18 protein-coding genes are annotated in these 26,447 nt (G+C 40.8%); 8 read left to right on the forward strand and 10 right to left on the reverse strand.

Going from position 1 to position 26,447, the window contains the following annotated elements; all coding sequences use genetic code 11:
* The first annotated feature begins 24 nt into the window (after window positions 1-24).
* Window positions 25-489 carry a hypothetical protein gene (locus tag PP2015_RS05360; RefSeq protein WP_058029290.1) on the forward strand — a complete coding sequence of 155 codons (465 nt, stop codon included), beginning with the start codon at window positions 25-27 and terminating at the stop codon, window positions 487-489.
* 22 nt (window positions 490-511) lie between these two features.
* Here PP2015_RS05360 and rsmS read toward each other — a convergent pair whose 3' ends face one another.
* From rsmS to dinG, 6 genes are read right to left on the reverse strand one after another with little or no spacing between them, the layout of a single operon-like run.
* Window positions 512-676 (reverse strand): pleiotropic regulatory protein RsmS, encoded by a 165-nt coding sequence (gene rsmS, locus PP2015_RS21585; RefSeq protein ID WP_083496522.1) that lies wholly within the window; start codon window positions 674-676, stop codon window positions 512-514.
* 9 nt (window positions 677-685) lie between these two features.
* A complete protein-coding gene (locus PP2015_RS05365) occupies window positions 686-961 on the reverse strand; it encodes a late competence development ComFB family protein (RefSeq protein WP_058029291.1) in 276 nt (91 codons plus the stop codon).
* A 43-nt stretch (window positions 962-1,004) separates the two neighbouring features.
* Window positions 1,005-1,895 carry a histone deacetylase family protein gene (locus PP2015_RS05370; RefSeq protein ID WP_058029292.1) on the reverse strand — a complete coding sequence of 297 codons (891 nt, stop codon included), beginning with the start codon at window positions 1,893-1,895 and terminating at the stop codon, window positions 1,005-1,007.
* On the reverse strand, window positions 1,895-2,494 hold the full coding sequence (locus PP2015_RS05375) for a primosomal replication protein (RefSeq protein ID WP_058029293.1): 600 nt from the start codon (window positions 2,492-2,494) through the stop codon (window positions 1,895-1,897). The genes PP2015_RS05370 and PP2015_RS05375 overlap by 1 nt, the downstream gene beginning before the upstream one ends.
* A complete protein-coding gene (locus PP2015_RS05380; protein ID WP_058029294.1) occupies window positions 2,491-3,270 on the reverse strand; it encodes a TSUP family transporter in 780 nt (259 codons plus the stop codon). The genes PP2015_RS05375 and PP2015_RS05380 overlap by 4 nt, the downstream gene beginning before the upstream one ends.
* Window positions 3,270-5,342: an ATP-dependent DNA helicase DinG gene (dinG, locus tag PP2015_RS05385; RefSeq protein ID WP_058029295.1), complete on the reverse strand. Its 2,073-nt coding sequence runs from the start codon at window positions 5,340-5,342 to the stop codon at window positions 3,270-3,272. Before dinG ends, PP2015_RS05380 begins: the two co-directional genes overlap by 1 nt.
* Before the next feature lie 67 nt (window positions 5,343-5,409).
* On the opposite strand from dinG, the gene PP2015_RS05390 reads away from it, so the two are divergent.
* From PP2015_RS05390 to PP2015_RS05405, 4 genes are all read left to right on the forward strand, one after another.
* The gene (locus tag PP2015_RS05390; protein ID WP_058029296.1) at window positions 5,410-7,746 is read left to right on the forward strand and encodes a DNA polymerase II; all 2,337 of its coding nucleotides are present in this window, start codon (window positions 5,410-5,412) and stop codon (window positions 7,744-7,746) included.
* A 311-nt stretch (window positions 7,747-8,057) separates the two neighbouring features.
* Complete coding sequence (locus PP2015_RS05395; protein WP_058029297.1) at window positions 8,058-10,697, forward strand: TonB-dependent receptor domain-containing protein; 2,640 nt, start codon at window positions 8,058-8,060, stop codon at window positions 10,695-10,697.
* A 62-nt stretch (window positions 10,698-10,759) separates the two neighbouring features.
* Complete coding sequence (locus PP2015_RS05400; RefSeq protein WP_058029298.1) at window positions 10,760-11,626, forward strand: class I SAM-dependent methyltransferase; 867 nt, start codon at window positions 10,760-10,762, stop codon at window positions 11,624-11,626.
* A 368-nt stretch (window positions 11,627-11,994) separates the two neighbouring features.
* The gene (locus tag PP2015_RS05405; protein ID WP_058029299.1) at window positions 11,995-14,886 is read left to right on the forward strand and encodes a TonB-dependent receptor domain-containing protein; all 2,892 of its coding nucleotides are present in this window, start codon (window positions 11,995-11,997) and stop codon (window positions 14,884-14,886) included.
* Window positions 14,887-14,937: 51 nt separating this feature from the next.
* On the opposite strand, the gene PP2015_RS05410 is transcribed toward PP2015_RS05405, so the two are convergent.
* On the reverse strand, window positions 14,938-17,271 hold the full coding sequence (locus tag PP2015_RS05410) for a helicase-related protein (protein ID WP_058029300.1): 2,334 nt from the start codon (window positions 17,269-17,271) through the stop codon (window positions 14,938-14,940).
* 108 nt (window positions 17,272-17,379) lie between these two features.
* Here PP2015_RS05410 and PP2015_RS05415 point away from each other — a divergent pair, with 108 nt between their 5' ends.
* Window positions 17,380-18,210 (forward strand): M90 family metallopeptidase, encoded by an 831-nt coding sequence (locus tag PP2015_RS05415; RefSeq protein ID WP_058029301.1) that lies wholly within the window; start codon window positions 17,380-17,382, stop codon window positions 18,208-18,210.
* 93 nt (window positions 18,211-18,303) lie between these two features.
* A complete protein-coding gene (locus PP2015_RS05420; protein WP_058029302.1) occupies window positions 18,304-21,477 on the forward strand; it encodes an amidohydrolase family protein in 3,174 nt (1,057 codons plus the stop codon).
* A gap of 124 nt (window positions 21,478-21,601) precedes the next feature.
* On the opposite strand, the gene PP2015_RS05425 is transcribed toward PP2015_RS05420, so the two are convergent.
* The 3 genes from PP2015_RS05425 to PP2015_RS05435 all read right to left on the reverse strand — a co-directional run bounded on the left by PP2015_RS05425 (window position 21,602) and on the right by PP2015_RS05435 (window position 23,856).
* The gene (locus PP2015_RS05425; protein WP_058029303.1) at window positions 21,602-21,964 is read right to left on the reverse strand and encodes a hypothetical protein; all 363 of its coding nucleotides are present in this window, start codon (window positions 21,962-21,964) and stop codon (window positions 21,602-21,604) included.
* Between the two features lie 170 nt (window positions 21,965-22,134).
* On the reverse strand, window positions 22,135-22,899 hold the full coding sequence (locus PP2015_RS05430) for a YdcF family protein (RefSeq protein WP_058029304.1): 765 nt from the start codon (window positions 22,897-22,899) through the stop codon (window positions 22,135-22,137).
* A gap of 69 nt (window positions 22,900-22,968) precedes the next feature.
* Window positions 22,969-23,856, reverse strand: a complete 888-nt coding sequence (locus PP2015_RS05435; RefSeq protein WP_058029305.1) for a LysR substrate-binding domain-containing protein — start codon at window positions 23,854-23,856, stop codon at window positions 22,969-22,971.
* A gap of 295 nt (window positions 23,857-24,151) precedes the next feature.
* Here PP2015_RS05435 and metE point away from each other — a divergent pair, with 295 nt between their 5' ends.
* A complete protein-coding gene (metE, locus tag PP2015_RS05440) occupies window positions 24,152-26,431 on the forward strand; it encodes a 5-methyltetrahydropteroyltriglutamate--homocysteine S-methyltransferase (RefSeq protein WP_058029306.1) in 2,280 nt (759 codons plus the stop codon).
* Window positions 26,432-26,447: the final 16 nt, after the last annotated feature.

Below are 26,447 nucleotides of genomic sequence, written 5' to 3' on the forward strand. Positions count from 1 at the left end.
GCAAAATTTTTATAAGGAATGATTATGTTTGTCGCATTGAAATGGGACCACCAAATAGGTGCTCATTTTGTGTCTTGGATTGTGGTTGAATGTTCAGCTGTCAGCGAAAAATTTGGCTTGCCACAAGCATTACCTCCTCGCAGAGACATTGCCTATTTTGTTGACGAAAAGACGGCAGAATACGATGCGAAAGTCTTTGCAGCCTACAAAAACGGTTTACTTAATATTAATTTACTGGACAAGTATGACCCATATTTATCATTGCACCATGGCTTTTGTCATTATGAGTGGGATCACTCCTATATGGGCGACTTGGTAAAACATGCGGTGTTATATTGGGAAGATGGTAAACACCACCATGCTAGGCCTTTTAGAGATGACGTTGGGTATTTTATCTGCCCAAAGCAATCTGAATCTGACAGTCAGTTTTATGCGCAATATAAACTTGGGTTATTAGATTTCAACTCAGAAACTTTAAAAACAGCCTAACAGGTTGCAAAGTGACATGAAGCTAGTTTGGACTAGCTTCATCATTTAATTTATTTTGAAAGTCCGTTTTTACAATTTCAAGAGCAGCAAGTACTTCCTCGGCGGGCAGTTTATGTTGTTCAAGAAGCATGATTAAGTCGACTGCCAATTTTACATGAGTCGGTGCATTTTCTAAACTATTGCTCATTTCTAAAAGTTACTCACTGACCGTTGAACCTCTCTTTGCCACTTGAGTCATCGCAACGTCAATTGCAATATCAACTCTTTTCTCCATTTGGATACGCTCGTGTTGTGGTAAGTAAAAAGCCATGTCTACATCGTAGCGAATATATCTTGCAGGCAATTGATTGAGTACCGTACAGCAAAAATCAGCCATAACATCATCATCGTATTTGTCTTGCAAATTGCGCTCAACGATGCGGTCTAGCATGACTTTTTCATAATAATTATGCACATCATCATGTAGTTTCATGTCATCTTCCTAATGTTTTTATTTTTTGAGTTTATACCAAAAATCAATAGTTTTCGAACACAGCGTATAAAAGTTGTTTATGTACTTCTATCAGTTGCGCTTCATTACGTTGATAGCCGCCGCCAAGACCAATCGATAAAGGAATATTGTTGTTTTTACAAAATGAAATCACTGTTCTATCGCGCTCTAATACGCCAACTAGACTGATATCAAGTAAACCAAGTTCATCTTTATGGTAAATATCAGCACCGGCGTTATAGATAATGATATCAGGTCGATAGAGGCGCCCAATTAAATCTAAAGCTTGCTGGAGCGTTTGCAAATAATGTGTATCGGTACAGCCTTTTTCGATTTCGAAATCAAGATCTGAGCGCGCTTTTGCTCGAGGGAAATTCTGAACACAGTGCAAAGAGCAAGTAATGATGTTGTCGTTGTCATGCAAAATATCAGCAGTGCCATCTCCTTGGTGCACATCGCAATCTAGGATCACTACACGTTCAACATGACCCTGCTGTACCAAATGTTTTGCGGTTATGGCATGATCGTTAAAAATACAAAACCCAGCACCATGGTCGAATTGTGCATGGTGGTAGCCTCCACCAAGGTTTAAGCCGAGTCCATGCTCTATTGCGTATTCAGCCGCCTCGATACTCGCACCAACAGAAAGTAAGGTTCTTTCAACTAATGTGGTCGACCATGGAAAGCCCATTTTTTTGATGGCTCTCTCTGGTAAAAAGCCATTCACAAATGCATCGACATAATTAGCATCATGGCAAAGCTTGATCTGCGCTAAATTAGCAGGCTTTGGTTCAAATACTCGGTCGGAAAAACCCATAGTATGGATTGTATTGTTAAGCTTTTGGTATTTCTTTATGGGAAAGCGGTGCCTCTCAGGCAGTTGTAGGGCACTGTATATGGGGTGATAGAAAATCATTAGCGGTTTTGTTGTTTTTCGACTTGTTGAATCTTATCTTCAGTGGCAGTGATGGCTTTCCTACAACGTCCGAGCCGTGCATGTAGCGCCAAGATCTCTTGATTAATTTTACTCGCTTCAGAGGTACTTGCCGACGAGAGCTGTTGCTTACGTAAATCAATCATTTCTTGTAAACGGCGCTCAAATTCATGGTTTTGAGAAAGCTCTTGATATAGCTCATGGGAGCTCTGCATGATTTTTTTAACCGCTTGGCGATACACTTTGGTTTTTTTGGGTTTAGCAAACGTATTCTCTTTGGCCCAAACCGGTGTCGATTTTAATACCTTTATAACCGCTTCTATTTGAGTGCTTAATTTTTCGAGGGCAAACGCATAGGCATGACGTTTTTCCGGGCTCGGCAACCTTGCAAATGCTTCTTTGATTTCGTCTACATAGTCGCACAATTTTAAGCTTTTTGTTGCAAACACGCTGTGTGCAAATAAACTTGGCTGTGCTTGAATGTAGCGGTTTTTATCAAACCACTTCGCTTTATCAAACTGGTGAGCATGCTGAGCAAGTTGCTCAATTTGCTGCTGTAATTTGACAATGGCTTGACTCATATAAAATAAGCCTCATAAATAAGTTTACCGGCAAGTACGATAACGACACTATTAAACAGGGGTTTTATCAGCTTATTACCGAACTTAATTGCTGAGTGCGCACCTATCCACGCGCCTACCATTAAAAATAGCCCCATGGTAATGCCAAGTAAAAAGTTAACATGACCTAATGCAACAAAGGTGATCAGCGAAATAAAGTTCGATACAAAGTTCATCGAACGCGCGAGTCCGCAATTCAACAATAAACTCATCTTATAAAGTAGGCTATTTGATGCTGTCCAAAAAGTGCCCGTACCTGGACCTGCTAAACCATCAAAAAAGCCTAAACTTAACCCTTGTAACCACTGTTTTATTTTTAGTTGCAATGTTTTGGTCGGTAAATGATGACTGGTTTCAGTACTAAATTTACCAAATAAGCTGTAACAGGCCACAGCAATGATGATTACGGGTAGTAATTTGTTTAAAAATTCAATACTAAGATGATCAACCAATAGGGTACCGAGTAGTGCACCTATTGCGGTGGCGACAATAGAACCTGCCCAAAACTTGGGGTTGAATAAGTTTTTTTTATAATAAGTAACACTAGCCGTGATTGAGCCAAAGCTTGCAGCAAGCTTGTTAGTTCCTAACGTCATGTGCGGAGGTAAGCCCGCAGTTAGAAGAGCAGGCACTGTTAACATGCCACCACCGCCAGCCACCGCATCAATAAAGCCTGCTATAAGAGCAACCAAACACAATAAGCCCCACGTCATGGGGTCGAGCGCAAATTCAAACATTAATAATCTATTTGTCTTTTAAATGGCGGGAGGGTATCTAGCATGGCTTTACCATACCGTTTACTGACCAAACGCCTATCAAGGAGCGTGATTTTTCCCTGATCGGTTTCTTTTCTAAGCAGTCTACCACAGCTTTGTACTAATTTCTTTGCAGCATCGGGTACAGTGATTGATAAAAATGGATTACCGCCTTTACTTGTAACAAACTCAGCTTGCGCCTCTTCTATTGGGGAGGTAGGTACTGCAAAAGGGATCTTTGTGATAACTAAATTCTCTAAATAGGCACCGGGTAAATCAAGTCCTTCAGACAAGCTCTGCGTACCAAATAAAATACTGCCATGGCCAGAATCAATACGAGATTTGTGCTTTTTAAGCAGGGCGTCACGAGAGAACTCACCTTGAACAAGAATTTGCCAGTTTTTCAATCGCATTTTTTTCGCAACGTGCTCCATCTGCCAATAGGAGGCAAATAACACTAAATTCCCCTTAGTTCTGTCTAAATACTTAGGCAAAGCATCAGCTAAGAAGTCACTGAAGGCTTTATCAGTAGGCTCTTTATCTGTGGTAGGTATATGTAGCGTCGCTTGCTTTGGATAATCAAATGGTGAATTAGCTTTAATATATTGCACGCCTTCTTCACCTTTTAACCCACTTTCTTTTGCGAAATGGTCAAATGTACCGAGTGCACTGAGCGTGGCTGAGCATAATACGGCGCCTGCACATTCTCGCCATAACTTGTCTTTTAAGTAGTAACCCACCTCAATAGGGCAGTCGCAAAGTAAATGGTCGTGATGATTTTTATATTCAAGTCGCTTAATCCATCGAGCATGCGGAATACTGTCGCCTTTACTGGCGTAGCTGAACCACAGTTTTTGTAATTGCTCCAGACGGTTGATGTACTGACCACTCTCGGCTAAAAGTGGATCGGCTAAGAATGCAGTCACGTCACCATCACTGACATCTAAGGTAAGTGCATCATGCATTTTATTGAGTGCTCTTAGCGCATCGAGTGTTGCATCGCTGATGTCTTTGGCCTTGAGAGTGAGTTGCTCAGGCACAATACCGTGTTCGAATCGATAAGTGTCATCGTCGTTATAATTAAAATCAGCTTGGTCTAGTAAGTCTCTGACCGACCTTAAATCTTTAGCCGCATCATTCGCGGCGTCATTGAGTTTAAAATTTTGACCAATGGCTTTTTGCGACACAATGGCGTTGGCCATCTTCTGGCTGAATTTTAAAAGTTTTTCAATCCAATCTAATGTGCCTTTAATGGTTGCCGCTGCAGATGAAAAGTCTCGAGTGATATGAGGTAAATGATGCGCTTCATCAATGACATAAAAAGTCTCATCGGGCTCAGGTAAGATTTTGCCTCCACCGAGCTCTAAGTCAGCAAGTAACAGAGCATGGTTAATAACAAGTACATCCATTTGCGCCATTTTTTGTCGTGCTAAATGGAAAGGACATAGATGATGAGACTTCATCTGTCTTTGACATGCATGTTTATCGCAGGCAATTAAGTTCCATACTCGATCAGGAATGGTGTCGGCCCAACTGTCTCTATCACCTTGCCATTGCTTATTTTGATAGGCATTTTGTAGAGCAACTAAGCAGTTTTTCTCTTGTTCAGATAGCGGCGAACTTAATGTAGGCACGAGTGACATTTGCATCATGTCTTCGTCTAATGCTGAATTTAATTTGTGCACACAGATATATCTATGCCTGCCTTTGACCAAATCAAACTTAAAATCGAGTCCTGAGTGCTCTTTAAAAAAAGGTAATTCTTTTTCAATGAGTTGCTCTTGTAAGGCAACAGTTGCAGTAGAAATGACGAGTTTCTTCTTTTTTGCCAATGCTAAGGGCAGGGCACCTAAACAGTAGGCGAGAGACTTACCTGTACCAGTTCCGGCTTCTATTACACAGATTTTTTGTGATCTATGGTATTCGCCAGCTAATACTTTAGCGATTTCTGCGACTAGATAGTTTTGGCTTTTTCTGGGTCTATAACCGTCTAAGCTTTCAGCAATGCTGGTGTGTGTTGTTCGAATTGTTTTTTTTAATGCATCTGAAAGCATGAAGGTCGCCTAAAAAGTACGGTATGTATATAATTACAGTGTTTGATATTTTAGATGGGGTTTTATCTTGGCACAAGCTGTATACGAAGGCTTTATACTATCACGCCAGCAATTTAATCAGCAGGGGAAGTTGTGTCTTTGTTATTGGCTTATGACACCACAAGGTCCAGCCAAGGTAATTATACCCGATCAGCAATCTGTTTTTTTCATTCGCCAGTCAGATTTAGCGCAAGCTAAAAGCTTAATCAATGAACATGGGCTGCAATGTGACATAAAACTACTTTCACTAAAGCACTTCGACGGTGAGCCCGTTGCAGCCTGTTATTTTTCTTCCAATCAGCATCTATTTCAAGTCAAGCAACGCTTTTCTAAGCATATGCGTTTGTATGAGGATGATATTCGTCATTGCGACCGTTATTTAATGGAGCGATTCATAAAAGGCGGTGTTTGGGTAAATGGAAAAGTGAAGCAACGTAGTGGTTATATCGAGATCACGGATGCAAAGCTGAAAGAAAACCCAAACTACAAGCCAAACCTTTCTATGTTGTCACTTGATATTGAGTGTGATGGGCAAGGGGTGCTTTTTTCAGTCGGTCTTGTCAGCGAGCACTATAAAGGTGTCATCATGATTGGAGCGCCTCAGCAAACAGAGCAGAGTATTATTTGGGTAGAAGACGAAATTGAACTGCTACAAGTTTTAATGCAACAAGTGAAAGCCATAGATCCTGATGTGATTGTTGGCTGGAATGTGATTGAGTTTGATTTTGTGGTTTTAGCAGAGCGAGCAGAAGCGCTGGGTATCGACCTTTGTTTAGGCCGTGATAATGCCGCGATAGATATTTATAAAGGTAACTATGTTCGAGTTTTGATTTCAGGCCGAGTGGTTATTGATGGTATCGATACCATGAAAAATGCCACGTATCACTTCCCGAGTTTTAGCCTTGCTAATGTAGCGAGTGAAATTTTAGGTGAACAAAAACTTATCCAACAGGATAACCGCTTGTCTGAGATCATCAGACAGTTTAATGAAGATAAACCCGCTTTAGCAGCCTACAACCTGCAAGATTGCATGCTTGTCTTATCGATTTTCGAGAAACTAAACTTGCTAGAATTTGCCATTGTGCGAACCCAAATGACAGGTTTAGAGCTTGAAAAAATGGGTGGCTCAGTGGCTGCTTTTATTAATTTATACTTACCTTTATTACATCGAAGTGGCTATATCGCGCCAAATTTGGCTGAGCATGGGCTGTCATTTGAAAGCCCTGGCGGCTATGTCATGGAGTCCAAACCTGGCCTTTATAAAAATGTGCTGGTGCTTGATTTTAAAAGCTTGTATCCATCCATCATTCGTACTTTCTTTATAGATCCGTTAGGGCTTATTAAAGGTTTAGAGAGCCAAGATAATGCTTTAGAGGGCTTCAACGGCGGATATTTTTCTAAAACTACACACCATTTGCCTAAATTGGTCGAGCAATTGGCAGAGAAAAGGCAAAACGCCAAAGAGCAGGGCGATGCCATGTTATCGCAGGCTATCAAAATTATAATGAATAGTTTGTATGGGGTTTTAGGCTCAAAAGGCTGTCGTTTTTATGATCCAAGGTTATCAAGTTCTATTACCTTGCGTGGTCATCAAATTATGCAAACAACGCGTAAATGGCTTGAAAGTTGGGGATATGAAGTTATCTACGGTGATACAGATTCAACTTTTGTGTCTTTACCTGAGGAAATAACGCCTGAACAAAGCCACGAAATAGGCAAAGCGATACAAAGAAAAATAAACCACACTTGGTCTATAGAGTGTGAAAAACGCTATAGTATTCAAAGTCATTTAGAAATTGAATTTGAAACACATTATAGCCCATTTTTTATGCCGACCATCCGTGGGCAAGAAACCGGTTCAAAAAAACGTTATGTGGGAAGAGTGGAAAAGAATGGTCACTCTGAACTGGTATTTAAAGGTATGGAAACAGTCAGAAGTGATTGGACTGACATAGCCAAATTATTCCAAAAAGAATTAGTAGAAACTTTATTCTCAGAAGGAGCTCTTGAATCAGTCGCCCAAAAATATATTACCAAGATCCTCAGTGGCGAAAATGATCACCTACTCATTTATAAAAAGCGTTTAGGTAAGCCACTTGAACAGTATGTTAAGAATATCCCGCCTCATGCGAGAGCTGCGAGAAACCTTCCAAACTCTGCAGACTTCACTTTATCTAAAGGCACGATCATAAATTATTATATTTCTAAATCAGGGCCTGTCGCTGTGCGTGACGAACAAGATATTAAGCAAGTTGATTACGAACACTACATTCAAAAGCAGATTATGCCCATCTTAAAAATGTTTCACGTCAATATTAATGAATCAACAATTACGAACAAACAACAAAACCTTTTTGATAATTAACTAAATATTCAACATTTCTAATTGTTGCATTTTTGATGTGAATCAAATGTACCTATTATTAATATTAATACAACATGTTAATTTTTCCTTGTTTCTTTTTTTGCAACTAACTGGTTTTTAATCGTCCTGGCGCCAAATATAAAGGGTTTTATGTGTATTTAATGTTGCAATTTGGTCATATTTTTATTTGACACGGATAATGTCTGTTGTTTAGTATGCAACTTGTTTGTTGCATATGTTGCAATTACCTATAAGAGGGATAACCCTCAAAAACTATAAAAGCTTCTAACAAGTGGCCCCAGGGAGATAAAATGTTAAATAATAAAGTTTCAAAAGCTGTTCGCTTAGCGATCGCTTTTGGTGCAGCGTCTACAGCTGCATTCTCAGCAAATACTTTTGCTGCAGACGAAGATGGTGCAGAAAAAGTTGAACGTATTGAAGTTACTGGTTCTCGTATCAAGCGTACGGATCTTGAAGGTGCTTCACCAGTTGTATCTATCACAGCTGCAGATATTAAAATGGAAGGTGATTTCACCGTTGCTGATGCATTACGTTCAAGTTCATTGAACTCTTTTGGTTCTTTCTCGGAACGTTCTGGTAGCTCGGCTCAGTCTCAAGCAACTATCAACCTTCGCGGTGCGGGCTCTCGTCGTACATTAGTTCTTCTTAATGGTCGTCGTTTTCCAGGCTCACCAACATTAGGTGGTGCTTCTGCAAACCTAAATGCTATTCCGATGGCAGCAGTTGAACGTATTGACATCATGACTGAAGGTGCTTCTTCAATCTACGGTTCTGATGCTATGGCTGGTGTTGTTAACGTAATCCTTAAAGATAATTTTGAAGGCCTAAACATCAACGCTGGTGTTGGTAAGCGTGATCAAGACGAAGGCACAACTTCATCTGAATTTTCAATCGTTGGCGGTGTTTCTAACGACAAAGGTAATATTACATTCGGTTTTGATTTTCAAAAGCGTGAAGGCATCAGTGATGGCGCTCGTGAGTACACGAAAGCTAAAATCGGCGATTTAGATGGTGATGGCGATATCGAAGCTTATACACCTGATACAGTTGGCTGGTCAATTTATGGTGCAACAGTTGCTGCTCCAGATTTTTCTATCGCTAAAGCATCTCCTCTTTGTGATCAGTTAATCGCAGAGTACGGTGAAGATACTTTCCGCCGCGTTGACGCAAACGAAGATTGGGCTCCTGGTTCTGATTACTGTATGTATGCTTACGCGAATGTTTCATACAACACAGCTTCAATTGATAGAAATACTATTTATGTTAGTTCGAACTATGAACTGACTGATAGCACTCAGTGGTTCGGTCAAGCAATGTTTGTTCAAAACTCTTCATTTGGTCGTTATGCGCCTCCTGCGGCTCCGTGGAGAAATATGGCTGCTGATAATCCACATAATCCATTCGGTGAAGAGACAACAGGTTACTTCAGATGGGTTGGTATTGGTACTCGTGATGGTAACGTAGATGACTATAACATCGACCTTACTACTGGCCTTCGTGGTGACCTTGATTGGAACAATGCTACTTGGGAAGTTTATTACCACCGTAATAAGGCAGACAACAAGTCTGTGGGTCAATATTACCTATCATATTCTGGTTTAGCATATAACCAGCAAAACGATATCGACTTAGGTTCTGAAGAAGGTATTGCTAATATGAAAGCAACTACTCTTCAAGAATCTTCTTCTACATTTGACCAATACTTTGCAGGTATCGGCTTCGACATGTTTGAATTACCAGGTGGTACAGTAGCGCACTATTTTGGTATGGAATATTTCGAGCAAACTTACGCAGATATTTATGATGGTCAGTCTGAAGCAGGTCGTATTGGTGGTTCTGCTGGTAACTCTTCGATGGGTGAACGTGATGTAACTGCATTCTTCTTTGAATCAGTACTTCCTATTTCTGATACTGTAGAAGTAAACCTTAAAGCTCGCTACGATGATTACTCAGATTTCGGTGACAACGTAGCTCCTGCAGTTTCTGCTCGCTGGCAAGTTACTGATAGCGTAGTTGTTCGCGGTTCTTACTCAGAGTCTTTCCGTGCTCCAGGCCTTGATCTATTAAATGCTGCACGTACTTTCTCAGCAGAATCAGCGATTGATTACAATAATGGCGCAACAACTTCTAGACAGTATGATACTTACTACACGCAAAACTCTGAGTTAGATGCTGAAACTTCAGATTACACTAACTTAGGTGTGGCATGGGATGTTAACGATAACCTTAGCTTCAAAGTCGATTACTTCCAGCTATCAATCGACAATGTAATCCAGTCTAAGTCGCTACAATCATTATTATCCGATGAAGCTGCGGGCTTAATTACAGCTGTGTCTCCTGATACTGATACATCAAATGAAACTTTCTACCTTAAGCGTGCTGCTTCAGGTACTCTAATTGAAGCTGGTACTTCTTACTTCAATGGTACAGGTTTTGAAATTGAAGGTATTGACTTCACTATCAATGCTAATATTGATACAGAATTCGGTGATTTCCGTTTCAATAATGTAAATAGTTTTGTTCTTTCATATGAGAGTGAAGTAGGCGGTTTTGTACAAGACAGTGCGGGTTGGTCAGGCCAACCAGACTTCAAGTCAGTAGCTACAATTGCATGGTCTTATGAAGATCACTCTCTTGCTTGGAACGCGACTTATACAGCAAGCACGACAGAAACAGAAGTAGCACCTAAAGATGCTGACGGTAACAATATTGCAAATGCACCATATGTCACTTCGGGCAAGTTAGATAGCTGGTTAATCCATAACCTAACTTATACATATTTTGCTGGTGAAATGGGTTCTATTACTTTTACAGTTAATAACTTAACAGATGAAGATCCTGTTTTATCTTCAAATGGTACGTGGGATAACCAAGACCTATATAACAACTTTGGTCGTGATTATCGCTTAACATATTCAATTAGCTTCTAATTGTAATTGAATAGAAAAAGGCTGAATTTAATTCAGCCTTTTTTTTTGAGGAGGAAAAGTAAATGAAAAATCACTGGTCAGAATACTGGAGTCAAGGTTATATAACTTCATTTGGCGAAGCTTTTAAAATGAATTATCAAGGTGAAATTAAATTCCTATGGCAAGGTTTTTCAAGAACTTTAGATAAGCATTCTAAAGTACTTGACGTTGGCACCGGCAATGGTGCTGTAATCGAGTTAATACAAGCTGTCTCCGAACATGAATGTGTGGGAATAGATCTAGCAAAAATAAATAATGAAGTAACAAAACAAATAAATGGACATTTTATTTCTCATGTTTCAGCTGAAAAAATGCCATTTAAAAATGAAGAGTTCGATGCTGTTATATCTCAGTTTGCCCTTGAGTATTCAGATGTTGATTTGAGTTTAAGTGAAACTCATAGAATATTAAAACCTGAGGGTAAGTTGCACCTAGTTTGTCATCACAAAAGTTCTATCATAGTTAAGCCTAATAGGCAGATACTTGAAGCAGGTTATGCAGTAAAAGAACATGTGCTGGCTGATTTAAAAGGTTTGGTTAATGTATTAATGAATAATGAGCCTACTAGCTTGTATATAGAAAAAATTGAGAAATTTATATCTTCATTTCAGTCATTAGAAAAAGTCAGTCTTGAAGCAACAAATTTTCCGGCGTTTTATCGCTTTATAATTAAAAATAAAAATATTGATTTCGATGAGGCATATAAACTGTTCGAATCAGAACTTGAGTTATTATTGTTAAGACTTAATGAACTTAAAAAGGCTGCAGAAAATACCGAAAAACTGTTGCAAAAAATTAGAATTACTCAACTTTTCTCTGAGATTGCGTTTAAAGAGATTAGAGACGAATCTAATAATTTAATCGCTGTCGTTATATCTGCAGAAAAGTAGTATGAACTTAATAATTGCTCTTATTTACTACATATCAATAAAGTAACTAGCAACTCCTGGAGTGGAGATGCTTACTATTTAAATGCTGTACTTTTTTACAGCGCAAAATTTGACTCTTTTTATCTTTTGCTACTAGCTCACTTTTCTCTATATCCATCAAGTATTTATTTTTCGTTAACTTAGGTTGTGTGTAAACACTATTGTTGAAGAAAGTGTAAATTTTTATCTCCAATTGGTTGACCTTTTGTTGTCCCTGCTATTAGTATGTTGCCGGAGTATTGCATTAGGTACATTTTTTATATTTGCAATAACTCAATAAAAACATTAAAAAAAACAAAGTCTTACGAAGTGAGATCAGGGAGAAATAAATGTTAAACAATAAAGTTTCAAAAGCAGTTCGCTTAGCGATCGCTTTTGGTGCAGCTTCTACAGCTGCTTTTTCAGCAAATACTTTTGCTGCAGAAGAAACAGAAGCAAAAGAAGAAAAAGTAGAGCGCATCCAGGTCACTGGTTCTCGTATCAAGCGTTATTCTGAAGTAGCGCCAACTCCAGTGACAGTTTTCTCAGGTGCAGACCTAAGTGATGCGGGTATTACAAACGTTGGTGATCTTTTAGATTCAACACCTTCTGCTGATATCGGTACTTCTTTAACAACTAGCCAAGGTATTTTCGGTGCTGGTATTCGTACTACTAACCTTCGCAGTTTAGGTACAGGTCGTACTCTAGTACTAGTAAATGGCAAACGTTTTGTATCGTCAAGTGTTACAAATTCAGCGGTTGACCTTAACATGATCCCAACTGCGGTAATCAAGCGTGTAGAAATTACTCATGGTGGTGCTTCAGCTGTATACGGCTCAGATGCAATGGCTGGTGTTGTTAACATCATCCTAGAAGATTCTTATGATGGTTTCAGCATTGACGCTCTAACTTCAAGACCGCAACAAGACAAAGGTGAAGAAGACGTATTCTCACTAACATTTGGTAGTGAAAATGAAGATAATAGCTTCATTTTCAATGCAACATATTCAAAGATTGGCCAACTAGATGGTCGTGACAGAGACTTCATCCGTGACACGATTGTTACTATGCGTAACCCTGAGAATACAGGTGAAGAAGATGGTATTCCGCAGTTTGTTTTAGCACCTCAAAAATTTCAAGGTTTACCACAAGTATTAGGCGCTTACGACCGTAAGGGTATGGTAACTCTTGGTGGTCAAAGCTATACGTTTGGTCCTAATGGTGAGTTAAACCCTGCGAATACAGGTATTGGTCCTCGTCCAGCTCCAAATGCACAAAACCGTTATTATGGTGAAGAAGCTGACGGTTATAAATTCTTAGACCACTCATATATCGCAGTGCCGCTTGAGCGTTTAAATACGTTTACAGCAATTAACAAAGATATTAATGATGATCATAGTGTTAGCTTTGAAATGGCTTATGGTAAAACGTCATCTGTATCTGATTCAAGCCCAGTATTCCTTGCAAAACCTATTCGTGTAGATAACCCTTTCTGGGGTCAAGAAGCGAGAGATTTCTTTAATGAACAAGGTGCAAACCCTGATGACGTTACTTGGATTACTAAGCTAGGTGTAGGTGGCGGTAAGCGTCAGTTCTACAATGATCAAGCATACTTCAGCGGTACTCTATCTGTGAAAGGTGTTATCATGGATGAGTATGACTACGAAGTTTATTACAACTACGGTAGAAATACAGAAGACGCACATTGGGGCGGTGAGCTTTTAGAAGCACACTTAGATAACGCGCTTGATGCAACACTTCTTGACGGCTCTATTGTTTGTGCTGACAGAAATGATGCTGGAGAAGTTGTTGGTGCTATTGCAGGTTGTGCACCATTGAATTTATTTGGTGAAAATGCACCGTCAGAAGAAGCATTGAACTATGTGAATACTGATGGTACACAGCATAGTGTTAAGAGCCAGAAAGTGCTAGGCGCTACTTTGTCAGGTGCTGTTTTCGAACTACCGGCAGGTGCCATTTCGTTTGCATTAAGCGGTGAATACCGTGAAGAGCGTGGTGAAAGAACACCGGGTGCAGCAATGCAAAACAACTTACTTTTCAACAACTTTGTTCGTGCGTGGGATGGTGAGTTTGACGTAACTGAGCTTGGTTTAGAAGTATCTATCCCACTACTAGCTGATACTTTCTTAGCTGAAGAACTGACACTAGATATTGCATACCGTGCGATGGATTATTCTACAGTTGGTCGTAACAGTGCATACAAGGTTGGTTTTGCATGGCAGCCAATTGACGATATCCGTGTTCGAGCTACACGTTCGAAATCAGTTCGCGCACCTGAGCTAGACGATTTATACAACACAGGTACGCAGTCATTCTCATCTTACAACGACCCATGTGATGCTGTTGAAATTGAAGCTGAGGAAGATCAATTTAAAGCAGCAATTCGCGCTAACTGTGCGGCAGATGGTATTCCAGTTGCAGATGAGTGGAGACCAAGTCAGGCATGGCGTGAAGTTACACCACAAAGTGTAAACGGCGGTAACCCTAACCTACAGGAAGAGACTTCAGAAGATACATTATTCGGTATTATATATACTCCGACTGATAATCTTGGCCTAATTGTTGATTACTGGAATTATAAGATTGAAGATGCACTAACTTTTGTTGGCCCTCAAACAGTCGTTAACAACTGTTACCGCTCTTCTAACTTTGCAACAAACGAGTATTGTCAGTTATTTGACCGTCGTGCAAACTTAGACATCATCGAAGTTAAAGCTGCTTCAGCTAACCTTGCATACATCGAGATGAAGGGTGTTGACATTGAAGCTAACTACAAGCTTGATACGTCTTTCGGTGAGTTCAAGTTCCGCGCTATCGCAAACTATCTGACTGAGAATGAGCGTATTGATGATGTAAACGATGATCAATACACGTTTAACCCTACAGTGGGTGAAGAGCGTTACCCTCGTTGGAAAGCGACTCTAAACATCGGTTATACACTTGACGACTTATATGTTGGTTTATTCACTAAGTACCGTCACTCAACTGTACGTGACCGTGCTTGGACAATTGAAAACAACAACTACAATAATATCCGCTCTCATACTGAGTTTGATTTAAATGCTCGTTATAATATTTCTGAGCAATTAACAGTGAGAGCTGGTATCAATAACCTATTTGACGTAACACCACCACGTGTACCAGGTGTATATGATTCAGATGATGGTTACTATGATTTGTACGGTCGTACATTCACTGCAGGCGTTAACTTTAAGTTCTAATTTAAGTTAGTCTGATAAAATTAAAAACCCTCGATATTTTCGAGGGTTTTTTTATTTTACATCAACCACTTTACTCGCCTTTTTATATTTAATTTTAAATCCCAGCCAAGCTGGTAATTCCCATCTTTTAGGTGCATCTTTACGCGCGCCGCTTTCATGATGTAGGGTTAAACGCTTCGCATTGAAGAAATACTCAACCGATAGCTTTAACTCAGGTAAATCGATTTTAAGCGGGTATTTTTCTTTAAATGGCTCAATTAACCAAGACTCCACGCCTTGATAAAACAAGTCTTCGGGTTCGATTAAGGCTAAATCATCTTGTTCACGAATACCTAAATTGGTCAAAGTTTCTAGCAAGTATTGCTCAGCTGTTGGTAGTGTCTCAGTAATATTTTCAGCTAAGTTATAAAGGGTATGATAATCAATCGACCCCGTCACTTTCTCGGCTACGCCCGGCATTAATTGATTATTGAGTATGAGCTCGACACAGGCGGGAATGAGGGTGTCTGAGGTGACAGGCTCAAGTTTTGACGAAAGTTCTACTCCGGCAAAAACATGGCTGATATTCACCATGATGTCATCGTCTATGATCTCAGCTTTGTTGAGTGTGGTTTCGCATTGCGCAAATTCACTAATAAGGCTAAGTGGTATTGGGGCGGCGCAGGTTGCCAACGTCATGGCTTGTTTTGTGCCTTTACCGGCCATGGCATAGGTGTCTAACACTATCATTGCTTGCGCCTTGTCATTAATGCGAGATTCTTTGGCAGGGATCACTTCGCTGTGGCCATTACCAAATGCACCGCGTCGATTATTTCTTTTTATGTAAAGTAAATCAGGTCGGGCTTGAGCAATATGTTGTAAGAGTAAATTTCTATCAAAATTCGCGGCTTTACTCAGCTCTGGTAATGAAAAGGCCTCTCGTAGTTGTTTGCTAAATTGCTTGGCCTCTTCAAACGCGTGTTGTTCGACATTTACATGAGGGGCTTTACCTCTAAGTAAATTAATAGCCAGCTCTAGATCGCACTGATTGGGTAGTACCTTGTTTAATTCTTCGAGTTGCTCTGAATTATTTGGCAGTTGATAAACTCGCGCTGGCACACTTAAAACGGCGATGGCATCGATCATGGCTTGTTTAAGCGCTCCGCTTGGCATCTGTGTTATTAAGAATGCGTACTCAGCATCAATAGGCAGCGGATATAACACTTTGCCATGCTCAGTGGCGTTCAAATCATTATCAAGGGCGGCGACTTTTTGTAATTGTGTAATGGCGGTATTTAACGAGCTACTTGGCAATGCCTCTAAAAATTGTAACTCATGTATATTGAACCCTGCACAGGCGCTCGCTAATACAAGTTCAGACAAGGCTTCCCTGTGAATTTCTGGCGGTGTGGTTTTTATCAATGGCGCATACTGGCCGTATAAGCGAATACAGCGGCCTGCTTGTGTTCTACCTGCGCGGCCAAGTCGTTGTTTTGCAGAGTCTGCAGCTATGGCTTCTAGTGCTAGTACCGTTTTACCGCCGCGAAGATGGGTACGACGCTCAAGACCTGAATCAATCACACAGGTAATATTGGGAATGGTCAGTGAGGTTTCAGCAACATTGGTTGCTAAGATAATACGTTGTTTTGATTGTTGTTTAAGCGCTAAATCTTGCTGAGATTTATGACAACCACTATACAAACCAATGACAATGACAATGGCATCTAACTCCTTAAGTGCACTTGCGGCACTTTGAATTTCGCCTTTGCCCGGTAAAAACACCAAAATATCGCCTTGGGTTTCATTCAATGCTTGAGTGCAAGCTTGGTATACCCTGGGGGCTAAGTCATGTTTGTTTGGCATCACCCTCATATCATCGGCAATAAAAGTCTCTTCGACGGGGAACATTTTGCCTTCGCTATGTAGGTGCGTTGCGTGTAAATAATCACATAAAGGCTGTGTATTTAGTGTGGCGGAGGTGACGATGAGTTTATGGGCTTGGTGACTTTTAAGAAGAGCAAGCAGCAAATCCATGTCCCAGCGACGCTCGTGAAATTCATCCAGCATGACCACATCAAACTCTTTTAATTTAGACTCAAAAAACCACCGCAGTGCGACACCTGGTGTGGCAAATACCACTTGGGTGTTTTCATCGAAGTGGCTTTCAAAACGAATGGCGTAGCCAATCTCTTTTCCGAGCGGTTGCTGGCTTTGCTCAGCTAAATATTCCGCAAGTGACGTACAGGCAATACGTCTTGGTTGTACTACCAACACTCGGCCAATTTTTTTTGCCCAAACAGGTAAACAAGTTGATTTGCCTGAACCAGTGCTTGCGCTGATCACAAGCGGAGAAGAATCAATATGAGCGTGAAAATCAGCTTCTATCTGGGCAATAGGTAAAGTCATGGCAGCGTTCTATCTTATAATTTTTAAGTTTCCGGATTTTATCAAAGCTATATTGAAATCGCTGCAACTCGTACCAACTAAGTCATTAATAGAGTAAAGAGAATTCACATGATAAATATTTTCTTAATGTTGGCACTTGTGGTTTTTGTTGTGACTTATTGGCGATGGCACGATGTGATGAGGCAATATTGGCAGCATAAATATGCTGATCAAAACCTGTCAGAGCAAGATAAGCTGATCTTACTTAAATATATGCCTATCTATCGTAATATGACTGACAATGACCGTGAAAAGCTCGAAAATCACATTGTTTGGTTTTTAGGTGAAAAGCGCGTATTAGGTCGTGATGGTTTAAAAGTGAATCGTGCTATGGCCTTACTGATTGCTGCCGATGCTTGTTTATTGGTACTGAACAGCCTGTGGCCCTTATATCCAAATGTGAAAGAAGTGCTGTTATATCCCAGTAGCTACTATGCGCCACAGCAAAGTCGCGATGCGGCGGGGTTAGTTAATTACCATACCTCAGTTAGACAAGGGGAATCTTGGCCCGGCGGGACTTTGGTTTTAAGTTGGGATAACGTGATAGAAGGGCATAGATTACCTGAAGATGGCCATAATCTGGTGTTTCACGAATTTGCCCATCAGCTCGATCAACAAACTGGGCAAACCAATGGCACACCTCAGTTGCACTCGCAGGCCATGTATCAACAATGGGGTAAAGTGTTTACCCGTGCCTATTCAAACCTTAAAAGTCATGTGGCTTACGGCATGCATCATGTTATGCATAGTTATGGGGCAACCAATGAGGCGGAATTTTTTGCAGTGCTGACCGAGACATTCATAGAAAAACCGTTTGAGCTGAAGCAATACGACCCGGAGTTATTCACGTTACTGACGGATTATTACCAGTTTGATCCCCGTAACTGGTACCGTCGATAAAATCTGCAACTGGTGGCTTTTTTCTGGTATCTCATTCGAAATTTTGTTGCAATCAGTTGTAATCATTAGTGATGATAACTGAGAGACAACAAGATGAAAAAACAGTTTTATAGTGCGCTCGCACTTTCTGTGTCATTGGCACTCGGCAGTGCACAGGCCGCAGAAAAATCAGAAAAATGGCAAGTAGATGCGCCGCAAGGTGAGTTCTTTGATGCGAAAGTATCGGTAGAGCAAGGTACTTGGATGAATGTCGACGTCAGCCCTGACGGTAAAACCATCGTATTTGATTTACTTGGTGACATTTATACTATGCCGATGAAAGGCGGTAAAGCCACACAGTTAACTTCAGACATTGGTTGGCAAATGCAACCACGTTTTAGCCCTGATGGTCAGTATATTGCTTTTACTTCAGACCAAGGCGGTGGTGACAATATTTGGGTAATGAAAACCGATGGGTCAGAGCAAACCGCCGTCACAAAAGAAACCTTCCGCCTATTGAACAGTCCTTCATGGAGTCCAGATGGTAACTTTATTGTGGCGCGTAAGCACTTTACGGGTACTCGCTCTTTAGGTGCGGGTGAAGTTTGGATGTACCACAAAAGCGGTGGTAATGGTGTTCAACTCACTAAGCGCCCAAATGAGCAAAAAGATTTAGGTGAGCCTGCGTTCTCGCCAGATGGTCGTTATGTCTATTTCTCACAAGATGCCACGCCGGGTAAGACTTTTCACTATTCAAAAGATTCAGTGGCAGGCATTTATAAAATTAAGCGTTTAGACAGAGAAACAGGTGAGATCGAGGTGATCTTATCGGGCATGGGCGGTGCCATTCGTCCAACCCCGTCACCAGATGGTAAAACACTGGCATATATTAAACGTGACGATTTTCAATCAAGCCTCTATTTATATGACTTAGAGTCAGGTGAGCATACCAAGCTTTATGGTGAACTTGAGCGTGATATGCAAGAAACTTGGGCCATTCACGGTGTGTACCCAACCATTGCTTGGACGCCTGATCAAAAGCATTTGGTATTCTGGGCGGGTGGTAAAATTCATAAACTGGCAGTGAAAAACAAGTCAGTTGAAGAAATTGCCTTTAAAGTAGAAACCACCAAAAAGCTGCAAAAAGCATTACGTTTTGCACAGGACATCGATGAGCCTGAATTCGATGTGAAAATGCTTCGTAACGTACAAGTCTCTCCTGACGGTGAAACGGCTATTTTTGAAGCCATGGGTCACATTTATAAAAGAGATCTAGAGTCGGGCAAAATTAAGCGCTTGACTAAACAAAAAGATCATTTTGAATTCTTCCCACAATTCTCTCGTGATGGCAAAAAGATTGTTTATGTCACTTGGGATGACAAAGAGCAGGGTTCGGTACGTGTTGTATCTGCGCGCTCAGGTCGTGGTAAAGCTGTTACTAAACAGCCAGGCAAATATGTTGAGCCGACATTTAGTCCTGATGGCGACACTGTGGTATACCGTAAAACTTCAGGCAGCTCGATTTTAACCCCAGAGTGGTCGTTAAAGTCGGGTATTTACACAGTTTCAAGTAAAGGTGGTGAATCAGAACTCATCACAGAGTCTGGGTTCCAACCTCAGTTTGCTGACAGAAACGACCGTATTTTTGTAATGGCGGGGTGGCCTAAACCGCAATTTCGTGCAGTCAACCTAGAGACGAAGAAAACACAGGTTTTATACGAATCAAAACATGCGACAGAGTACCGTGTATCTCCGGATGGTAAATATCTCGCATTTGCTGAACGCTTTAAAGTATTTGTCACGCCATTTGTCGAGAGTGGTAAAACCATTAATATCTCTCCAAGCGATAAACAATTCCCTGTTGAGCAGTTATCTGTCAGAGCGGGTGAGGGCATTTCATGGAGCGCTAAAGGCGATAAACTATATTGGAGTCTAGGACCTGAACTTTATCACGCGTCACTTGCAGGCATGTTTGATATTAATAAAGCAGAAGATGCTGACTTTAAAGTGGCCAGTGGCACAAACATTGGTTTCAAGCAGAAAATGGCCGAGCCAAAAGGCATGATAGCGTTAACTGGCGCAACGATTGTTACCATGAAAGGCGAGCAAGTTATCGAAAATGGTGTGGTGCTGACAGATGGCAAGCACATCAAAGCCGTGGGTCCACAAGCTGATGTGCGCATTCCAAAAGGCGCGAAAGTGATTGATGTAACAGGCAAGACTATTTTACCTGGGCTAGTGGATGTACACGCGCACGGTGCGCAAGGCAGTAACGAGATCATTCCAGAGCAAAACTGGAAGAACTTTGCGGGCTTATCTTTAGGTGTAACAACCATTCACGATCCATCTAACGATACCACAGAGATCTTTGCAGCCAGCGAAATGCAAAAAGCAGGTAAAATTGTTGGACCACGTATTTTCTCAACCGGCACAATTTTGTACGGTGCGAATATGCCGGGTTATACATCACATGTCGATTCATTAGACGATGCCAAGTTCCATTTAGAGCGTTTACAAAAAGTGGGTGCCTTTAGTGTGAAGTCTTATAACCAACCGCGTCGTGAGCAGCGTCAGCAAGTGGTTGAAGCTGGTCGTCAGTTAGGCATGATGGTTGTGCCTGAAGGGGGGTCATTGTTACAACACAACCTCACTATGGTTGTTGATGGTCATACTGGTATTGAGCACTCGTTACCTGTCTCGCATATCTATGACGATATTAAGCAGTTATGGTCGCAGACTGATGTAGGTTATACACCAACGCTAGGTGTGGCTTATGGCGGTATTTGGGGTGAAAACTATTGGTACGATAAAACCGATGTGTGGGCACACCCAAGATTAAGTAAGTTTGTGCCTAAGAACCAATTACTACCACGTTCAATGCGTCGTATTAAGTCACCAGATCACCACTATAATCACTTCAACAACGCACGTGTGTCTGCTGAATTACAAGACTTAGGTGCGTTAGTGAATCTAGGTGCACACGGTCAGCGTGAAGGCCTAGCGGCACACTGGGAAATCTGGATGTTTGCACAAGGTGGCATGACACCGCATGAGGCATTGCGTGCAGCTACGATTGATCCGGCTAAGCATATCGGTCTTGATGAACATATTGGTTCAATTGAGGCGGGTAAATTAGCTGACTTAATCGTGCTAGATAAAAACCCACTAGATAACATCAGAGATACGGACAAGATCAGTCATACTATGATCAATGGTCGTTTATTTGATGCGTCTACAATGCAAGAAGTCGGTGCTAAAAAGCGCGAGAAGTTATTCTTCGAAGAGTAATTTTTTGACTGGTGAGTGAGGTTTAGGTCTCACTCCTGCTGGATTTTAATCTGACAATATTAAAATCCAGACATAAAAAAACCGCGGTAAACGCGGTTTTTTTATGTCTAACTGTGAGTGGGGATTAAACCACACCACGTGGAAGGCGACAGTCATGCTCTTTTTCAGCAAGACGGATGATCCAGAATTCTTCTGGTGTGTAGCCTTCTTCGTTAGCTTTAACAACAGTAAATGCTGCTTTTTTAGTTTTCGCAGGCGCTGCTGGTTTTTTTGCTTCTTTTTTAGCAGGAGCCGCTTCTTGGCTAGGAGCCGCAGAACCAGAAGTAAGCTCTTCTGTTAGTGCTGCTACATCTGCAAGACGCATGTTTTTGCCACCGTCAATGCTGTACCAGCCAGGTTTAGTTGTGATCTCTGGCTTTTTACCATGGGCAGCTTCATATGCAGCTTCAAAAGCGCTTAATACTTCAGTTTTATCAAGTTTACTCATCGTAGATCCTAGTCGTTAATACGCGGATACGCGGGTTTAATTTAAAGGCGCATTTATACCGAAAATTGGGCTAATTTTCAATTTTTTGCGCCATTTCTCTACTTTTAGCCATCTAAATTGCGATAAAACGCTGTAAAAGTAAGCATTTTAACGTATTTTTAAGCACTGATTCATAAAGCTTCAGGGTTAATGAATCGCCTTAACGCTATCCACGCTTTACCTATGACTTCATGCCAGTGGCTCGTAACCGCTCTTAATACTCCCGAATCTGGAATAAAAAGCTTATGTGTAGGTGTATTTTTATAAGTATAAAATTGCACCGGTGCTTTGATCACATCAACCCCTTGCACATAAAATAAGTCACTGGCCCTGGCCATGTGACTTGTTGATGTGACCAGTGCAACTTTTCTATCGACTAATTTTGGTGCAAGTAGTTTTGCTTCATCGGCGGTGTCTTTGGCTGTTGGATTAGTCGAAATACGGTGTTTCGCAATACCTAAACTTTTAGCAGTCTCTGCCATTAAATCAGCGCCTGTGGTTTTACCAAAGCCATACCCTGAGACAATCAGTTTGGCTTGTGGGTATGCATTTGCCAGACGAAGCCCTTCAACTAAACGTGATAACGCGCAGCCACCAAGTTGGCCATTTGCTGGCAGACGGCTGTTGGCATAGACATCACAGCCAAGTACAACAATATAGTCGAGCTTTTTGTGTTTTTTAATATCAAAAGGCGCTTGTGTCTTTTCAACAGGTTCAATCAACAGATTTGCGCCGTAAGGTGTGCTTATAAACCAAGTGGCAAAAACACAAAGCCAAGCAATTAAGTATGACTTTTTATTTTGCTTTGCGATAAATAATAAACACAGTGACAAAATAATTAAGGTGAGAGGCAAGGGCATTAAGAGGCCGCCGATGATCTTTTTGATTTCAAACATAAAAAAGCCCAAATAGAATTTGGGCTAGTTTAAAATAGAATCAGTAAGACAACCAGATGATTTCTGTGGTTATCGTCCGTTACTTTGCTTACACGTATTTAAGAAGTGACGATAGACAGGGTTGTCTTTCATATTTTTCTTCATTGCTAAATACATCGGACGATTTAAACCCAGTGCGCCCAGCGGAATAGACTTAATTAACCCTTGGCTTTCATAAGGTGTTACTAACCAATCAGGAAGAGCGGCAACACCCATACCAGCACTGACTAACTGGAAAATAAGTAATCCTTGATCCACCGTTTTTAATGTACCGTCAAAGCGTGCATTTTGAATAAAATGCTTAAAAATATCTTGGCGCTCTTTTGGAATAGGGTACGAAATAATGGTTTCGTCTTTTAAGTCTAGCGCCGTGACGTAGGCTTTTTTAGCCAGTTCATGATCGGGTGATACAATCAGTTTCAACTTAAAATCAAAAAGGTGCGCGTATTCAAGCTTGTCTGCTTCTCGAATGTCAGAAGTTAATACTAAATCTAAGTCATCGTTAAGAAGCTCAGGAATGGCGTCGTAGCTAAACCCGCGCTCATAATCTACATGGATGTCAGGCCAGAAATTGTTAAATTCTTTGATTGTCGGCAGTAGCCAATGGAAACATGCGTGACATTCAACACTTAAGCGCAGTTGAGAAATTGGCTGATTGAGGCTTTCTTTTAATCGACACTTGGTTGCTTCTACTCTTGGTAACACTTCATTGGCCAATTCTAGTAGTAGCATACCTTGTGGTGTAAAACGCACAGGTTGTGTTTTTCTTTCGAACAGCTGACAGTCTAATTTGTTCTCTAAGTCTTTAATTTGATGAGATAAAGCTGATTGAGTTAAAAACAGTTCACGGGCTGTATTTACAAGGGAGCCGGTTTCTTTAAGCGTTGAAATGGTTTTTAAATGTTTAATATCTATCATCTTCAATAAATCTCATTCTTAGAGTGAGCAAAATTCAGAGTTCACCTATTCCTGAACTGCCTAACTTCAATTTCCATGTTTGCTAGTTTATAAAAACAGCATAAATCTATTTTTAATTAGCAAAATCACTATAACACTATTTTTGACAGCGTTGTCATGTTTTGATCATATTTTTTACAATTTTATTTGATTAATTTTGTTCAAGTTAAAACTGAAAAACTGTCAGTTGTCTTCATCCTATCTCATGTTAATGATTTTAGCCATCTAAACACCCAAAAAAATTTAAGGATAGAACATGGCGTATATTCATAATCTCGGTTTTCCTCGGATAGGAAAGAAACGTGAACTTAAGTTTGCAGTTGAATCCTATTGGCGAGGTGAAATTAACCAAGATGAATTACTTGAAAAAGGTAAAGCAATCAGAGTTGAGAATTGGGCAATACAGGCGAACGCTGGAATTGAATTACTGCCTGTCGGTGACTTTGCATGGTATGACCATATACTTAATACCAGTTTATTATTAGGTGCTATACCAAAGCGCCATGTAAATACTGATGGCAGTGTTGACCTAGATACATTATTCAGAGTAAGTCGAGGAAAATCGCCAAGTGGTTGCGCCTGTGCAGCGAGTGAAATGACAAAGTGGTTTAATACTAATTACCACTATATAGTACCCGAGCTTTCTAAAGATCAAAGCTTTGGACTAAGCTGGCAGGCACTGTTTGAAGAAGTCGGTGAAGCACACAGTCTGGGTTATAAAGTCAAACCTGTTTTGGTAGGGCCTATTACTTATTTGCATTTAGCCAAGTGTGCAGATGAGTCGTTTAATAAGCTATCTCTTCTAGATAAGTTATTACCGGTTTATCAGCAAGTGTTAAAAAAGCTGGCTGAGCTTGGCGTAGAATGGGTACAAGTTGATGAGCCTGTTCTCGCACTAGAGCTGCCTGAAGAGTATCGCAGTGCATTAAATACTTCCTTAGCAGCACTTAACGAACAAGGGGTAAAGATTTTACTCGCCAGTTATTTTGATTCGGTAAAAGATTACTATGAAGATATTCAGCACTATCCTGTCGCAGGTGTGCATTTTGATTGTGTTGCAGGTGAGCAAGATCTTGCAAAGTTAAATCAGCTTTTAAATGATGAGCAGGTGTTATCTCTAGGGCTTATTAATGGTCGTAATATTTGGCGAGCTGATTTGTCTTCTATTTATAATCAAATCGAGCCGATAGCACAAAGTCGTGGTGATAATTTATGGCTAGCACCGTCATGTTCATTACTTCACACCCCGGTCGACTTAGAGCAAGAAGACAAGCTTGATGCTGAAATTCGCGATTGGTTGGCTTTTGCAAAGCAAAAATTGCAAGAACTTAAGTTACTTAAATTAGCCATTGAGAATGAAGAGCTGACAACTTTAGACTTATATTCGGAGCCAGTAAAAGCCAGAGCAAGCTCTAAGCGTGTAAATAACATTATGGTTCAAGAAAAAGTGGCATCGCTTAATGCCAATCACGGAAAACGGCAAAGTGCATTTTCAGAACGAGTTAAAAAACAACAGGCCTCATTAGGACTACCTTTATTACCAACTACAACCATAGGCTCTTTTCCACAGACGCAAGCCATTCGCCAAGCACGAAAAGAGTTTAAAGCGGGTATTATTTCAGCCGCAGAATACGAAAATCAAATGCAAGCGGAGATCCGTTATGCGGTTGAAGAGCAAGAAGCGCTTGATATTGATGTACTAGTGCATGGTGAGGCTGAACGTAATGATATGGTCGAGTATTTTGGTGAACAGCTCGAAGGGTTTGCATTTACGCAATTTGGTTGGGTGCAAAGCTATGGTTCGCGTTGTGTTAAACCGCCCATTATCTGGGGGGATGTATCTCGAGAAGAGCCAATGACTGTTAGCTGGACGCAATACGCTCAAGCGCAAACCGCAAAAAAAATGAAAGGTATGTTGACAGGCCCAGTCACCATTTTATTTTGGTCATTTACTCGAGATGACCTCGACAAACCAAGTATTGCAAACCAAATCGCACTTGCGCTTCGAGATGAAGTCGTTGATTTACAAAACGCGGGGATTGATATCATACAAATTGATGAACCTGCATTTCGAGAAGGCATGCCATTAAAGGCAAGTGAATGGCAAAGTTACCTTGATTGGGCGGCTTATGCATTTAGGGTGTCGGCGTCGGGAGTTAAAGATGAAACACAAATTCATACGCACATGTGTTATGCGAAGTTCAACGACATTATTGGTGCAATCGCCGATATGGATGCTGATGTGATCACCATAGAAACATCTCGCTCGAATATGGAACTACTTAATGCTTTTGAAGATTTTGCCTATCCAAACGAAATTGGTCCCGGCGTGTATGATATACATAGTCCGAATGTGCCAGATATAGTGTGGGTCAAATCATTGATCCATAAAGCTGCGAAGAAGATCCCTGTTGAGCGTTTATGGGTAAACCCTGATTGCGGTCTAAAAACTCGTGGATGGGAAGAAACCAGAGCTGCGCTTGAAAATATGGTGAAAGCCACTAAAGAGCTTCGAGAGGAGTTGGGAGCTAACTAGCTCTTATTCAAAGATT

Source organism: Pseudoalteromonas phenolica, assembly GCF_001444405.1.
GTDB classification, from domain to species: domain Bacteria; phylum Pseudomonadota; class Gammaproteobacteria; order Enterobacterales; family Alteromonadaceae; genus Pseudoalteromonas; species Pseudoalteromonas phenolica.

Excerpts from the sequence above, each read along its gene's own strand:
- PP2015_RS05360 (WP_058029290.1), top strand. The coding sequence starts at position 25 with ATGTTTGTCGCATTGAAATGGGACCACCAAATAGGTGCTCATTTTGTG.
- rsmS (WP_083496522.1), bottom strand. The coding sequence starts at position 676 with ATGAGCAATAGTTTAGAAAATGCACCGACTCATGTAAAATTGGCAGTC.
- PP2015_RS05365 (WP_058029291.1), bottom strand. The coding sequence starts at position 961 with ATGAAACTACATGATGATGTGCATAATTATTATGAAAAAGTCATGCTA.
- PP2015_RS05370 (WP_058029292.1), bottom strand. The coding sequence starts at position 1,895 with ATGATTTTCTATCACCCCATATACAGTGCCCTACAACTGCCTGAGAGG.
- PP2015_RS05375 (WP_058029293.1), bottom strand. The coding sequence starts at position 2,494 with ATGAGTCAAGCCATTGTCAAATTACAGCAGCAAATTGAGCAACTTGCT.
- PP2015_RS05380 (WP_058029294.1), bottom strand. The coding sequence starts at position 3,270 with ATGTTTGAATTTGCGCTCGACCCCATGACGTGGGGCTTATTGTGTTTG.
- dinG (WP_058029295.1), bottom strand. The coding sequence starts at position 5,342 with ATGCTTTCAGATGCATTAAAAAAAACAATTCGAACAACACACACCAGC.
- PP2015_RS05395 (WP_058029297.1), top strand. The coding sequence starts at position 8,058 with ATGTTAAATAATAAAGTTTCAAAAGCTGTTCGCTTAGCGATCGCTTTT.
- PP2015_RS05400 (WP_058029298.1), top strand. The coding sequence starts at position 10,760 with ATGAAAAATCACTGGTCAGAATACTGGAGTCAAGGTTATATAACTTCA.
- PP2015_RS05405 (WP_058029299.1), top strand. The coding sequence starts at position 11,995 with ATGTTAAACAATAAAGTTTCAAAAGCAGTTCGCTTAGCGATCGCTTTT.
- PP2015_RS05410 (WP_058029300.1), bottom strand. The coding sequence starts at position 17,271 with ATGACTTTACCTATTGCCCAGATAGAAGCTGATTTTCACGCTCATATT.
- PP2015_RS05415 (WP_058029301.1), top strand. The coding sequence starts at position 17,380 with ATGATAAATATTTTCTTAATGTTGGCACTTGTGGTTTTTGTTGTGACT.
- PP2015_RS05420 (WP_058029302.1), top strand. The coding sequence starts at position 18,304 with ATGAAAAAACAGTTTTATAGTGCGCTCGCACTTTCTGTGTCATTGGCA.
- PP2015_RS05425 (WP_058029303.1), bottom strand. The coding sequence starts at position 21,964 with ATGAGTAAACTTGATAAAACTGAAGTATTAAGCGCTTTTGAAGCTGCA.
- PP2015_RS05430 (WP_058029304.1), bottom strand. The coding sequence starts at position 22,899 with ATGTTTGAAATCAAAAAGATCATCGGCGGCCTCTTAATGCCCTTGCCT.
- PP2015_RS05435 (WP_058029305.1), bottom strand. The coding sequence starts at position 23,856 with ATGATAGATATTAAACATTTAAAAACCATTTCAACGCTTAAAGAAACC.
- metE (WP_058029306.1), top strand. The coding sequence starts at position 24,152 with ATGGCGTATATTCATAATCTCGGTTTTCCTCGGATAGGAAAGAAACGT.